We start from the raw sequence: 14582 nt of genomic DNA, 5'->3' as shown, positions 1-14582 counted from the left end.
CATATACAATTCCTTATGCATTAGAATAACACACAATAATATATTGTCAATACTATATATGTATTCATTTAATAATTTTAATAATTAATACATTTTCATAAAACTTAAAAATATATTAGTTGATAATTTTAATTTTATAATATATCATTATTAAAAAAATATTTTAAGGAAATATTATGCGTTTATCGAAACTATTTATGCCTACATTAAAAGAAGCACCAAGTGATGCAATAATAGCTTCTAATAAATTAATGCTTAGAGCAGCACTTGCTAGAAAAATATCAAACGGACTTTACTCTTATCTGCCATTGGGAGTGAGAGTATTAAGTAAAATATCTAATATCATACGTGAAGAAATGGACGCTATAGGTTCTAATGAATGCATAATGCCCATACTAGTTTCTAAAGAATTATTAACGCCTTCTGGAAGATGGGAAAGATTTAAAAAAGAATTATTCAGATTGAAAGACAGAAATAATGTTGATATGGCTATGGGACCTACTCATGAAGAGGCTTTTACCATAACAGCACAGAATGAAATACAGTCATATAAAGATTTACCTTTAACTTTATATCAAATACATACAAAATTCAGAGATGAAATAAGACCAAGATTCGGAGTTATACGCTCTAAAGAGTTTACAATGAAGGACGCTTATTCATTTCATATAACTAAAGAATGTCTTGATAAAACTTACAATGATATGAGCAAAGCCTACACTAAAATTTTTAAAAGAATGGGACTTGATACTGTAAGTGTAAAAGCAGACAGCGGTGCTATGGGAGGAGAAGGAAGTGAAGAGTTTATGGTATTGAGTGAAGTAGGTGAGGAAACTATAATTTTCTGTTCTAAATGCGGTTACAGAGCTAACGTTGAAAAAGCTAATGTTAAAAAAGATGAAGAGTTAAAATCTTACACTGATAAACCATTAGAAGAAGTAAATACTCCAGATATAAAAACTATAAATGACTTAGAAAAGTTTTTTAATACATCTTCAAATAATTTTATAAAAAGTATAATTTATAAAACAGAAGATGGTGAAGTTATACTAGTAGCTATTAGAGGCGATTTAGAAATTAATGAAACCAAACTCTCTAATGCATTAGGAGGACTTGATATAGAACTTGCCGATGAGGATACTGTAAAAGAAGTTACAGGAGCTAGAGTTGGTTTTGCTTCTCCTATAGGATTAAAAAAGAAAATAAAAATATTTGCTGATAACTCTATAAAATCTGTAGCTGATGCAATAGTAGGAGGCAATAAAGATGATACTCATATAAAAAATGTTAATGTACAAAGAGATTTTGATATTGATGTATGGGGTGATTTTAGAACTGCAAAAGAAGGCGATAAATGTCCAGAATGCGGAGAGACTTTATATCAGAAAAAAGGTTTAGAGTTAGGACATATTTTTAAACTTGGTGATAAATATACAGAGGCTTTCAATTTTAAAGTATTAGATGAAAACAATAAAGAGATAACACCTATAATGGGCTGTTATGGAATAGGTGTTAATAGGGCTTTGGCTTCTGTTATAGAACAAAATTATGATGATAATGGTATAATATTTCCTATAAGTGTTGCTCCTTATGAGGCTATAGTTGTAGCTATTGATAAAGAAGGAGAAGAATCATTTAAAAAAGCAGAAGAGATTTACAAGGCTCTCAATGCTTTAAAAGTTGAAACTATATTCGATGACAGAAAAGAAAGACTAGGAGTAAAACTTAATGACTGCGATTTAATAGGTATTCCTATGAGAATAATGGTTGGTAAGAAATCTCTTCAGAGGGGAGTAGTTGAGTTCAAACTTAGAAGTTCATCTGAAAGTATTGAAGTAAAAGCAGATGAAATAGTTGAATATGTAAAAGCAAAAAAAGAAGAACTATTTAATGAAATAAACTCTAAATTATAATATAAATTTATAAAATGAATAAGAGTATAAAATTATATTTCTTATTCATTTTTTTTAATTTAAAATTTAAAAAATAAATTTATGAAAAATATAGAATCTGTAAATAATATTGATAACAATATAATTAATTCAATTCTCTTTATCTCTTCAAAAAGCGAATATATTAGTTTATCCGAAAATAATTTAAAACAATATATAGAAGATAAATATCATAATGTTCTAATCCTTAAAGATAATAATGAAATAAAAGGTTTCTTAATTTATTTTTTGCTTTCACCAGAAATAGATATAATATTTATAGCAGTTTATCCAAATAATAAAGGATATGGTAAAAAATTATTGTCATATTTATTTAATGATGCAAGTGCTAACAATGTAAATAGTATCAAACTAGACTTGCATGAGAATAATATAATAGCTAAAAATTTTTATATAAAAAATGGATTTAAAAAATAGCTGTAAGAAAAAATATTATAATAATCAATTTAATGCTGTTATAATGGAAAAATCAATAGATCAATATAAATAGATTAATGGAATTTTTTAAATGCCAATATACAAAGTATTGCAAATATAATATTAGGCATCCAAGCCGCAATAAAAGGATTCATATTTCCAGCTTCACCCATAGATCTAAATATCATAAGTATAGAATAATACATTAAAGCAACTATTATAACCATTACCAAACTTATAACTAGTACACTTTGAGTAGAAAATTTTGAAAATAAAGAAGCTAATAAAACAATAATAAAACCAGAGAAACAATATGATATTCTGTAATGCAAATCGGTTTCTAATCTGGAAGTATTCATATTTACTTCCTTTTGTAATTTTATAATACGTGCTTCCTCAGTTAAACTCATAGAATCCAAAAGAGGTCTGCCATAAAAATGTTCAGGACGTTCCAAAACATCTAAAGGATAATTATTTATTTCCTGAACATTTATTTCTTTATTATCAGAAAAAGTTGTCAATATTCCGTTTTTTACATACCATTTTTTGTCATCTTTATCCCATTGTATATAAGGGCTTGATATTCTGAATTTTATTCCGCCATCATCATTCATTTTTAATACAATAGTATTAGTCATATATTGTTCTTGATAAAAATATGTGTCTATAAAATATAAATAATTATTTCCTCCGAAAAGCTGCCAAGGTCCGCTTTTAGTTGTTTGCCCAAAACCATTTATAGTATCATTTGCTATAAAAGCCTTCTTATTTGAAGGAGCAGCTACTAACTGCCAGAAAAGCACTAGAATAAGACATAATAATATAACTATGGAAAACATCGGCATTGAAAATTTAAATAAACTAATACCAGAGTTTTCTATAGCAAGCATTTCTTTATTTTTTACAAAAGTTCCAAGTACATACGTAGAAGAAAACATTAATGCTACTGGAAATATATAATATATATTATGAGGAATCCTTAATGAATGATACATAACTATATATTTTAATAACTCAGGATGCTGAACATAATATGATAATTTACCACTCAATTCAGCTATTGTTACTAAAACAACAAACAATAATAAAGAACCAAAGAAAAAAGATAGGAACTCTTTTAATAAATACGCATTCAATTTTTTCATTAACTTACATCTATACCATATTGTTCATGAAGTTCGTTTAATTCATCAGTTATAGCAACATGAAGCTCTTTAATTTTTTCAAGTAAAGCAGAAGGTTTTGATTTGCTGCTTTTACCAGAGCCAAATACTTTGCTTATTTTTCTTTTAGCCTGCACTAATGTTTCAGCTTTTACTTTAGGGTCTGGTATAAACTTAGCAGCATCCATTCCAAGCAATGCACCCATATAAAGCATTCCTTCATATCCGAAATTATTATCTATATCAGGACCGAATGATTTTAACTTTTCAAAATTCTCTTTACCATTTTGCATACATTCTATTGCAGCTGAATATAGTTCACTTGCTTTATACTGAAAAAATGGTATTAATCTGTCATAATTTTCATTAGGATATACATTTGCTAAATCTTCAAGTGTCCAACTAAGTCTTAAAGAACATAATGCCTTTTTAAGAGTGGGTGCTGTATCTTTTCCATGATAATGATATCCATCTATGGCTAGAAAATAACTAGCAGCTCCTTCTATAAGCGTTCTGTTTCTTTTGAAATCTACATCGTTTCCAAAAAACTCTATCATATATTTTTCTCTTTGTTTTGAGGTTTCAAGAGCTTCATCTTTTTTCTTATTATCTATTAAATTAAAATCTTCCTGAAAAGATGCATATAAACAATTAGGACAAACTACAACTACATATATTAAAGGGTAAACAGTACCAAATTTTTTACTTTTTTCATAAGTTCTTCTTAAATCATTTCTTAATTTTCCAGCTATGAGTCTTCCGCCGCCTGTAAGAAGCATTTCATGATAAAATTCTCCATTACATACTGGGCAAGTTCTTGGGTTTTTCTCTATAAACGATACTTTTGGTTGTTCATCACTCATAAAAAATCCTATTTTACAGTTATTTTAATAAACATTTAAAATAAAAAAATGTCAAATCAATTATCGGCTTATTTCAATTTTTCAATATCACTTATATTTAGCTTTGTAATTCTTAATTCATCAAATATATTATTATAGTAAAGTAAATAATAGTAAGGGTATTGAGCCGCTATTAACCTAACATTTCCGCTGCTTGTACCTAAAATTGATAAATCTATTATTCTTCCGTCAATAAACAAATATTTATTTCCGTCTTCTTTTGTATATAAAACCATTATCTGTGCTGCATAATCTAATGCACAGTCTAATGCTGTTATATCGGCATCTTCTGAAACTATAGTAAAATTAGTAAAAGTACCATCATAAAATCTGGTATAGTTTATATTCATTTTGTTATCCTTTGAAAGATATACTATATGAAATCTGTTATGCTCTTCATGATTTACAGAATAAATTGAAGAATTAGTTACTATAGCTTTGTTATCAAAAAATCTAAATGCCGTATTTGTCTTTCTTGAACCATAGAATATATTTCCAGTATTATATTCATGCATATAAAGTGCATATCCGTCTTTTTCAGCAACTGGATAAACACTGTCAACTATTCTATTTGTATAAACAAAATCTGAAAAGAAATTATCTCTATAGAATCTTGATACTGATAAAGTTCCTCTATTATCAACAAAAAATAAAGTAGGGTAGTTGAAAGCTGACATAACTAGTTTTAAATCAAGAATTTTTCTATTTTGCCTCAAATCCATAAAATAATTATTGAATGTACCAGAGTTATCATTGGCATATAATATTTTATTTGCTTTATTATATGAAACATGTATATGGCTATTATTTGTTGCTATACTTATTAAACTGCCCAATTCTCTATTATTATCTAGTATAGTCCTTGAAAAATTACCTTCCTTCCCAGTAACATATACAGCAGTATTTAGTAAATTATCATAATATGCAAAATGCACATTATTATAACCGTCTACAAATAATTCACTAATATATGGCTCTTCTCTTAAAGAGGCAATAGACCAAGTAGAAAGCGACTCAAATCCGCTCATTCTTATATAATGCTCTGTAATAGGAGGAGCATCTTTTTCTATTTCCCTTTGATATTGTGCACCCAAAACAGCATATAAAAAAATCAAGAGTGCTGCAATTAATATACTACTTCTTTTTAGATTTTTTACCATCTTCTATTTTACTTACAGATTCAACACCTTCTTCTTTAGGTCTTATAAATCTGCATTTTATAACATTGCCTTTTTCATCAAGGAGTGCTTTTATATGAGAATAGTAAAATATACAGTGTTCTATATAGGCATTATCATCAACAATAGAACCATAAAGATAACTAACACCTTTAATAAGTACATTAGAACCTATATTAATAGGGTGATTATTGCTTCCAGTAACATTAACTCCCCTCTCTAATGTAGTATTTTTTCCTATATATACATTTCCTTTTATCTGATTGCCAGAATATATTTTTACATTATCATCTAATATAAGTCTCTGATTGTCCAAACACGATAAAAGAACATTATCTCCAATGTAGGCATTTTCACCAAGATGTACATTTCCTTCTATTTTTGCACCATGTGATATAGTAACTCCATAATTAAGAGTAACGCCTTTACCAATATAAGCACCTTTTCCTATATATATATCCAGCGGTTTTTCATCTTTATCTCTTTCAAGTATCTGTTCTACTACAGTATCATCTATAAAGAAATCCTCTCCGTCATATATAGTAATTATATTTTTTAACTTATTATATACGTTAGATCTTGCAATAGATTCCATTTCTTTAAGAACTGTTTTATCATTAAATCCTAATACAACTCTGCTGTCTTTAGGCATATAAGTAGAAATGGATAAATTATTATTAACAAACATCTCTATCAAATCTGTAAGATAAAGTTCATTTTGTGCATTATTAGCCTCTAATTTTTGTATAAGTTCTTCCAAAGGCTTCATTTTAAAGCCATATATACCAGCTACATATTCATTAAAATTATCTAACAGTTCATCTTTCTCATAAGAAAACTTTTCATCTTTATAGGTTTTATAAAGTTTTTCATCATCTTTCATTGCAAGTATATCTTTATACTCTATAACACCTATAACATTACCTTGAGAGCCTTGTCTGTATTTGCTTTTTTTACCGTCATATGTTAAACCTCTGCTTCTTAATATTCTTCCATAATAGTTGCTACCTTTAGGACCATCATACATTGCAGTCATAACTATCATATCAGTTTTAGACTTTAAAAACTCTTCATGAAACTCTTTCATAGTATCAGAATCTATAAGCCCCATGTCAGCATATATAACATAACAGTATTTTATATTTTTTAAATCGCTTTTTTCAAGTCCTACCTTAACGGCATGACCTGTACCTCTTTGTTCTTTCTGATAAGCAAAATTAGTATTAGTCTGCTTTCCTACAGCATTAGCTACATCTAAGGCTTTTATACCTACAACTATGGTAATATTACTTTTAGGCATACCATTTCTGACAGCAAGTCTAACTCTTTCTATACTAGGCACTCCCCATATGGTATGAAGCATTTTAGATGTTGAACTTCTTATTCTTTTACCATGTCCAGCTGCTAATATTATCACTAAAGTATCATTTTTAGAAAACTTTGATGATAGTGAAGAGAGAGCATTTTCTATTTCTACTACATTTTTTTCCATAATAGCAACTCCTAATTTTTCTTATCATTTGATTTTTGTTTATTTGTATATATCTGTTCAAACACAGGTTTTTTAACGTTTAAAGGAAGCGGATTAGACATTTTTTTGTCATTTACTATATTTGCCTTATTATCAAGCTGTTCTTTGGCTTTCATAATATCTTCTAGGCTATTTTTTTTATAATCACTTGGAAGAAAAGTATTTTTACTGTCTAATTCCAATTTATCTTTATTCTTATCCTGATTAAAAGTTTCATCTTCTTTAAGCCATTTTCTTAATACTTTAGCTACAGATTCGCATAACTTATCAAGTTTTTGTTTAGCTCTAACATTACCACCTAAATTGGAATCTTCTTTAATAATAAGTCTATATAGCTGCATAGCCTTTATTATATTTTTCTTTTCAAAGTTATAATAATCAGCAACTTTTTCTATACCGCCAAAATAGGAGGCAGTAAGATAACATCTATAAGCACCTTCTATATCTTTCTGATTAAAGAGTTCATTACCTTTTCTTACTAAAGCACTTCTTGTAGAATCTTTTATTTCCATATTCTACATTATATACCTATAATAGAAAACTGCAAGTATTAATTTTGCAAATATATTTAGTAATAATTACTAAATACTTTTATTTTTCAATTCCTGTTTCATCTCTATTATTATACTAAGTCCTAAAGGAATAGATAATATAAATGTTAGTAAATCTGCAAAAGGCTGAGCTATTTCTATACCTGTAATCCCAAATATTTTTGGAAATACATACATTATAGGTATAAAAAATATTCCTTGTTTTGCTACAGCCAATATAGAAGCCCTTATAGTTTTTCTAGTTGTCTGAAGCATCATACTTGATAATGTTATAAAGCCCCATAAAGGCAAACTTAATGCCTGATAATGTAAAGCTCTGTATGCCACTTCAAGCAATGCTTCATCTTTATCATTAAACATATGTACAATTTGTGCAGAATTTATAAATATAAATACAGAAAGCAGAAGCAATACAAAAGTTGATATTTTTACACAAAAATAAAATGCATTTATAACTCTCTCATATTTTTTAGCCCCATAATTAAATCCGCATACTGGCTGAAAACCTTGTCCAAAACCTATAATAGCCGAATTAGCAAACATAGCAACCCTATTAACTATTGACATAGCAGCTATTGCAGCATCTCCGAACGGAGCAGAAGCCACATTTAAAAAAGCAGTGGAAAAACTTGATATACTCTGTCTGCAAAGGCTTGGAAGCCCTCCCACTATTATAGCCTTATATTTTTGAATGCTTGGGGAGAAGTCTCTTAATTTTATAGGTAAAGTTCCCCATACATTAGTACCAACCAAAAGTATACTAAATCCTGCAAACTGACTTATTATAGTACCTATAGCCGCACCTTTTACGCCCATAGAAAAATGAAATATTAAAATAGGGTCTAATATTATATTTAAAACTGCTCCTGTTACTAAACCTATCATAGCAAATAGTGCATTCCCCTGAAGTCTTAATTGATTATTAAGAACTAAAGAGGCTGTCATATATGGAGCCCCCATAAGTATATATTTCATATAGCTTATAGAATATGGAAGTATAGTTTCAGTTGAGCCTAAAATATTAGCTAATGGCTTTATAAAAATTGTACCAAGTATAAATATTATAAACCCTACTATCATTGCAGACAAAAAACCAGTTGCGGCCATTTTTGATGCTTCTTCTGTTTCTTTTGCTCCAAGTTTAATAGATATGTAGTTTCCAGAACCATGCCCAAAGAAAAAGCCTATAGCCTGTATTATTGCCATCATAGAAAACACTATTCCAACAGCTGCAGTAGATTGAGTATTTATTTTGCTCACAAAAAAAGTATCTGCCATATTATAAAAAGAAGTTGTAAGCATGCTAATAATCGTAGGGATACCCATTTTTATTACCAAACTTTCTACATTTGACTCTGTTAATTCTTTATATTTTTTATTCTGCCTTTCCGTTTCTTTTAATTCATGTTCATCATTAGAATTCATACTATCACCTTAAAATTGTATTAATAGTATATAACTTTTTTTCATAACTTCAATATGATTTTTTTGTTTGACTTTTTTAGTTTTTCTAGTACGATATAAGTAAACATAATTGTTAGGATAAAATATATGAATAATAATGTAGAAAATTTTATAAAAAAATTAGAAAACAAAGACGAATATACTTTTACATTAGAAATATCACCTCAGGCTAAATATGATTTAGGATACATAGAAGAAAAAATAAATAATGCCAATATATCAGATTATATAGATGCATTTGTTGTAACAGATTCTCCTTTTGCTAATTTAAAAATTTCTTCAATACTTGCTGCATTACAATTAAAGCAAAGACTAAATAATAATAAACCATTCATAACTACTCAAACTATGAGAGATAAAAACTCAATAGCATTGCAGAATGATTTGATAGGTGCAAATTATTTTGATCTGAGAATGATACTTGCAGTTACTGGAGATGCTATTGCAAATGGAAATCAAAAACAGGCTAAAGCTGTATTTGAAGGCAATTCTAATTTGCTAATAAACATTATAAAAAATTTGAATAATGGTAAAAGTTTAGGAGAGTTTTCTTTTAAAGAACCATTAAAACATATATATCCGTTTTGTGTTATTAACAGTTATGCAAAAAATAATGACAATCTAAAAGTAAGGCTTGCTAAAAAGGCAAACTCTGGGGTTAAGGCAATATTTACTCAGCCAATATACGAAATAGAAAGATTAGAGCTTTTATTAAAATGGATAGACGAACTTCCATTAAAAGAAAAACCTGTATTAGTACCTGGTTTTTTCCCTGTCCTAACATACAAAACGGCATATTTCATATATTATAAACTTCCGGGGGCTTATATACCTGAAGATTGGCTTAATAAACTAAAAGATGCAAGTGATAAATCTCCAGAAGAAGAGAAAAAAGTAGCATATGAATTATCAGCAAATCTTTTTAACAGTATGATTAAAAAACATAAAAAAATGCATATAATGAGCATGAATAACTATGATTTTGTTGTTAGTTTATTAAAAAATATTTAAAATTAAAAATTATATATTAAAATATAAGTTTAGTATAAAAAATATGATTGGAGTATAAATAGTAATGAATAATATAAAAGAAAAATTAAAAGAACTTATAAAAGAACAGTATTTAATAATAGACGGGGCCACTGGTACAGAACTTCAAAAAAAAGAAATAAAAAAAGAAGCGTGGATTATAGACGGCAATAATATTGAAGGCTGTAATGAAATATTAAATATAACAGCACCATATATAATGAAAGAAATACATATAGATTATTTAAATGCCAATGCTAATATTACAAAGACTAATAGTTTCGGGGCTATACCTTGGGTATTAAGCGAATATGATATCGCAGATAAATCTTATGAACTTGCAAAAAGTGCAGCCTTAATAGCAAATGAAGCTAGAGAAGAATATTTAAAAAATCCTAATTCTAAAGGCGATTTGAACAGAGATATTTTTATTGCAGGGAGTTTAGGTCCGGGAGTAAAACTTCCTAGCCTTGGACAAATTTCTTTTGATGAAATGTATAATGGCTACACTGAAGCTGCAAGAGGATTAATAGACGGAGGAGTTGATATTATACTTCTTGAAACGGCACAAGATGTACTGCAGTTAAAGGCTGCTATACTTGCAGTTAATGATACAGCAAAAAAACTAAACAAAGAAATACCAATAATGGTTTCTGTAACAATAGAGAAAGAAGGTACTATGCTTTTGGGTACTGATATAGAAACGGCATATACAATACTTTCAAATTTGGATATATTTTCTATAGGTATGAACTGCGGTACAGGTCCAGACATGGCAATGCGTCATATAAAAAGACTTGCTGAAATATCATGCATGCCAATATCAATACATAGTAATGCTGGTCTTCCAGAAAACAGAGATGGAAAAGCATATTACAGTATGACGCCTGAAGAATTCGCAGATATTAACAGTGAATTTTTTAATTTGAACGGGCTTTCATTTATAGGAGGCTGCTGCGGTACAACTCCTTTGCATATAGAAGCATTAGCCAAAAAAGTAAAAGGAGTGAAACCCAAAAAACCTGCATTAGAAAAACCAAGACCTTATATAGCAAGTTTGTTTAATTCTGTAAGTATAAAACAAGAGCCTGCTCCTTTGATGATAGGTGAGAGAAGCAATGCTACTGGAAGTAAGATATTCAGAGAACTTATGATCGCAGGTGATATGGACGGTATGCTTGATGTGGGAATAAAACAGGTAAAAGCTGGAAGTCATGCTATAGATGTTAATGCTGCTTGGGCTGGACGTGATGAAGCAGAAGATATTACAAAAATTATTTCAGCTTATGTTAAACAAATTTCTCTGCCATTAGTTATTGATGCTATAAAACCCAATGTTATAGAGAAAGCTTTAAAAGTATACGGTGGAAAGCCTATAATAAACTCCGCTAATATGGAGCAGGGAGAAGAAAAATTTGATGCAATATGTTCTCTTGCCAAAAAATATGGGGCTTCTATTATGCTTCTTACAATAGATGAAAAATCAATGGCTTTTACATGCGAAGATAAATTAAAAATGGCTGAGAGGATGTATGAACGTGCTGTCAATGTTCACAAAATACTTCCTCATGATATAATATTTGACCCTCTTACATTCACACTTGCAAGCGGTGATGAAAAAAGTTTTTTAGCAGGTGTTGAAACTCTTAATGCTATAAAAGAGTTATCAAAAAAATATCCAGAATGTTCTATTAGTTTGGGAGTATCTAATATATCTTTTGGGCTTAAAGAAGAAGCTAGAAAAATAATGAACTCTGTATTCCTATATGAAGCTATTAATCATGGTCTTACTACTGCAATTGTTAATGTAGCTCAGATACTTCCTTTATCAAAAATAGATGAAAAAGAGATCGAATTAGCAAGGGAGTTAATATACAATAAAAGCAATAGTAAAGAGCCTCTTATAAATTATATAAATCATTTCTCTGACAAAAAAGAAAAGAAAGAATCAAGCACTGAAGAAAATATAAAAAAGCCTATAAAAGAAGCCATAAGAGATGCTATGCTTGACGGCGAATGGAAAGATATGCAGGTTTTATTAAACGAAGTAAAAGAAAATAGTGAAGAGTTTGGAGGAGAAAAATTATTTGCTCAGGCTATAATAGATGAAATACTACTTCCTACTATGGCTGATATAGGAGTAAAATTTGGAGAAGGTACTATACAGCTTCCTTTTGTTTTGGGTTCTGCGGAAGTTATGAAAAAGAGTGTCGACTTTTTATCAGAGTTTTTAGAGAAAAAGAAACAGGAGAAAACGGCTAAAATAATACTAGGTACTGTGGCGGGTGATGTGCATGATGTAGGTAAAAACCTAGTTGAAATCATTATAAAAAATAATGGATTTGAAACTGTTAATCTTGGTACTAAAGTATCTATAGAAAAATTCATAGAAGCGTATCATGAACATAATGCAGACTGCATAGGTATGTCTGGGCTTTTGGTAAAATCTACTGAAGTTATGAAAGATAACCTTGCATACATTAGAGATAAAGGATTAAAGATACCTATTTTACTTGGAGGGGCTGCTTTAACTAAAGACTTTGTTGAAAACACTTGCAAAAAAGTTTATGGAGATACTGCTAAAATATTTTACTGCAAAGACGGATTTGATGATATATTAGCAATAAAAGAAATAATAGCTGACAGAGATAAAGGAAAATAATAATTATAAAAATTTAACCAAAAGAGTTTAATTAAATTGATAATAAATTATTGATATAATATGAGCAGCCATCTTATGTGTGTATAAAAATAGTAAATAAAAGTGAACTGAAGCTAGCTAGTGAGTTTACTCGCTAGCTTATTACAGGCTGAGGCGAACATAACAATAAATAAAAGTGAGCTGAAGACAGCTAGTGGGTTTACTCGCTAGCTCATTATAGGCGTAGGCGAGCATAACAATAAATAAAAGTGAGCCGAAGCCAGCTAGTGAGTTTACTCGCTAGCTTATTACAGGCTGAGGTGACCGAGTAGGCACCCTTACGGGTGACATAACAACAAATAAAAGCAAGAACGAGCCTTCAAGCAAATGAATTTACTTGAGACGATAAGGCGAGCACCCCTACAGGTGATATAACAATAAATAAAGTGAGCCGAAGCCAGCTAGTGAGTTTACTCGCTAGCTTATTACAGGCTGAGGCGAACATAACAATAAAGGAAGAATTATGCCAGAAATAAATCACAAAAATCATCAGCATTATATAAATAAACCTCCTTTCTATGGAAGAAAAGTTTTTGAGTTTAATAAAGAGATAGAAAAAGAAGCTTTTGATATGATTAATAAAGTTAGGCTTTTCAGAGTAGGTTTTGGATATTCTGCCAAAAATCAGGATATGGAAAAATATAATGAGATGATTAAAACCAAAGTAGAGCCTAAATACGAAGAGATGAAAAATAATATCATAGAAAACAATTTAATAGAATCTGTTATGATTTATGGATTTTATAAAACTATTACAGAAAATGATAAACTTTATATATATGATATTGACTATCAAACTAATCAATTAAAAGATGAAAAAATAGAGATACCTTTAGAGCGTATGGAAAAAGAACCTTATAACTCTATAGTAGATTTTTTTGATAAAGATGAAGATACTATAGGTTTTACACTTGTAAGTCTTGGAAATAAGTTTGCAGGATTTTTAAAAGGTCTTTACGATAATGATGATTATAAAGATTACTACTTCTATAATGCAATAGGTACGCATATTATAGAAAACTATGTTGATATACTACAAACTCATATGGAAAATTTGCTTAATTTAAAAAATAATGGCAAAAGAAAACATGTAGGCTGCAGATATTCTTTTGGTTATAAAGCTCTTACTAATATGTATGGCAATAGAATAATATTTGATAAATTAAATCCAGAAAGGTTTAACGTTACACTTACGGAAAGCTATATGATGGATCCCGAACTTAGTACTTGTGCTATAGTCTCATTCTGTGAGGATTCTTATTATTTCGCTAATTAACAGATTTTTTATAATTTTATAGGATATAAGTATTATATTGACTTTTAATATTTATATCCTATAATTATTAAATGATGAAAAAATAATTCCGTAAATTTAAAAGTTATATATTTATATCAAATAAATAATTTGTATAGAAAGTATATTAATTATAGATGCAGAGTAATATATGAATAAAATCCCTTTTTTTTCAATAATTATACCTGTTTATAATACTGAAAAGTATTTAAAAAAATGTTTAGATAGTGTAATCAATCAAACATTTAAAGACATAGAAATAATAATAGTTAATGATCATTCTCCTAAAAACTGTGATGAAATTGTTTCTCAATATAAAGATGAAAGAATTGTCTACATAAAACATGAAGTAAATAAAGGATTATTACTAGCAAGAAAAACTGGTAATATCAAAGCATCT

At 28.8% G+C, this 14582-nt stretch carries 12 protein-coding genes; 6 read left to right on the top strand and 6 right to left on the bottom strand.

Features of this window, described 5'->3' with window-relative positions:
- Nucleotides 1–176 precede the first annotated feature (176 nt).
- Both KQ44_RS03690 and KQ44_RS03685 read left to right on the top strand, forming a co-directional pair.
- A complete protein-coding gene (locus KQ44_RS03690; RefSeq protein WP_096736287.1) occupies nucleotides 177–1913 on the top strand; it encodes a proline--tRNA ligase in 1737 nt (578 codons plus the stop codon).
- An 81-nt stretch (nucleotides 1914–1994) separates the two neighbouring features.
- Nucleotides 1995–2369, top strand: coding sequence for a GNAT family N-acetyltransferase (locus tag KQ44_RS03685; protein WP_240516459.1), 375 nt, complete (start codon nucleotides 1995–1997; stop codon nucleotides 2367–2369).
- 74 nt (nucleotides 2370–2443) lie between these two features.
- On the opposite strand, the gene KQ44_RS03680 is transcribed toward KQ44_RS03685, so the two are convergent.
- The 6 genes from KQ44_RS03680 to KQ44_RS03655 all read right to left on the bottom strand — a co-directional run bounded on the left by KQ44_RS03680 (nucleotide 2444) and on the right by KQ44_RS03655 (nucleotide 9119).
- A complete protein-coding gene (locus tag KQ44_RS03680; protein ID WP_096736286.1) occupies nucleotides 2444–3514 on the bottom strand; it encodes an LptF/LptG family permease in 1071 nt (356 codons plus the stop codon).
- On the bottom strand, nucleotides 3514–4395 hold the full coding sequence (locus tag KQ44_RS03675; protein ID WP_096736285.1) for a DUF2225 domain-containing protein: 882 nt from the start codon (nucleotides 4393–4395) through the stop codon (nucleotides 3514–3516). The genes KQ44_RS03680 and KQ44_RS03675 overlap by 1 nt, the downstream gene beginning before the upstream one ends.
- Before the next feature lie 68 nt (nucleotides 4396–4463).
- A complete protein-coding gene (locus KQ44_RS03670; protein ID WP_096736284.1) occupies nucleotides 4464–5594 on the bottom strand; it encodes a hypothetical protein in 1131 nt (376 codons plus the stop codon).
- On the bottom strand, nucleotides 5569–7104 hold the full coding sequence (locus KQ44_RS03665) for an NTP transferase domain-containing protein (protein ID WP_096736283.1): 1536 nt from the start codon (nucleotides 7102–7104) through the stop codon (nucleotides 5569–5571). Before KQ44_RS03665 ends, KQ44_RS03670 begins: the two co-directional genes overlap by 26 nt.
- Nucleotides 7105–7115: 11 nt before the next feature.
- Nucleotides 7116–7655, bottom strand: a complete 540-nt coding sequence (locus tag KQ44_RS03660; RefSeq protein ID WP_096736282.1) for a hypothetical protein — start codon at nucleotides 7653–7655, stop codon at nucleotides 7116–7118.
- Between the two features lie 69 nt (nucleotides 7656–7724).
- Nucleotides 7725–9119 carry an MATE family efflux transporter gene (locus tag KQ44_RS03655; RefSeq protein ID WP_096736281.1) on the bottom strand — a complete coding sequence of 465 codons (1395 nt, stop codon included), beginning with the start codon at nucleotides 9117–9119 and terminating at the stop codon, nucleotides 7725–7727.
- 126 nt (nucleotides 9120–9245) lie between these two features.
- Here KQ44_RS03655 and KQ44_RS03650 point away from each other — a divergent pair, with 126 nt between their 5' ends.
- From KQ44_RS03650 to KQ44_RS03635, 4 genes are all read left to right on the top strand, one after another.
- On the top strand, nucleotides 9246–10169 hold the full coding sequence (locus KQ44_RS03650; RefSeq protein ID WP_096736280.1) for a methylenetetrahydrofolate reductase: 924 nt from the start codon (nucleotides 9246–9248) through the stop codon (nucleotides 10167–10169).
- Between the two features lie 64 nt (nucleotides 10170–10233).
- The gene (locus KQ44_RS03645; RefSeq protein WP_096736279.1) at nucleotides 10234–12849 is read left to right on the top strand and encodes a homocysteine S-methyltransferase family protein; all 2616 of its coding nucleotides are present in this window, start codon (nucleotides 10234–10236) and stop codon (nucleotides 12847–12849) included.
- 502 nt (nucleotides 12850–13351) lie between these two features.
- On the top strand, nucleotides 13352–14164 hold the full coding sequence (locus KQ44_RS03640) for a vitamin B12 dependent-methionine synthase activation domain-containing protein (RefSeq protein WP_096736278.1): 813 nt from the start codon (nucleotides 13352–13354) through the stop codon (nucleotides 14162–14164).
- Between the two features lie 169 nt (nucleotides 14165–14333).
- Nucleotides 14334–14582 (top strand): glycosyltransferase family 2 protein (locus KQ44_RS03635; protein WP_143277871.1); only part of this gene is annotated, 249 nt, incomplete at its 3' end.

The organism is Brachyspira sp. G79 (genome assembly GCF_002379365.1).
Taxonomy (GTDB): Bacteria; Spirochaetota; Brachyspiria; order Brachyspirales; family Brachyspiraceae; genus Brachyspira.
The sequence above is the reverse complement of the archived record's forward strand: the minus strand, read 5'-3'. Positions and strand labels throughout refer to the sequence as shown.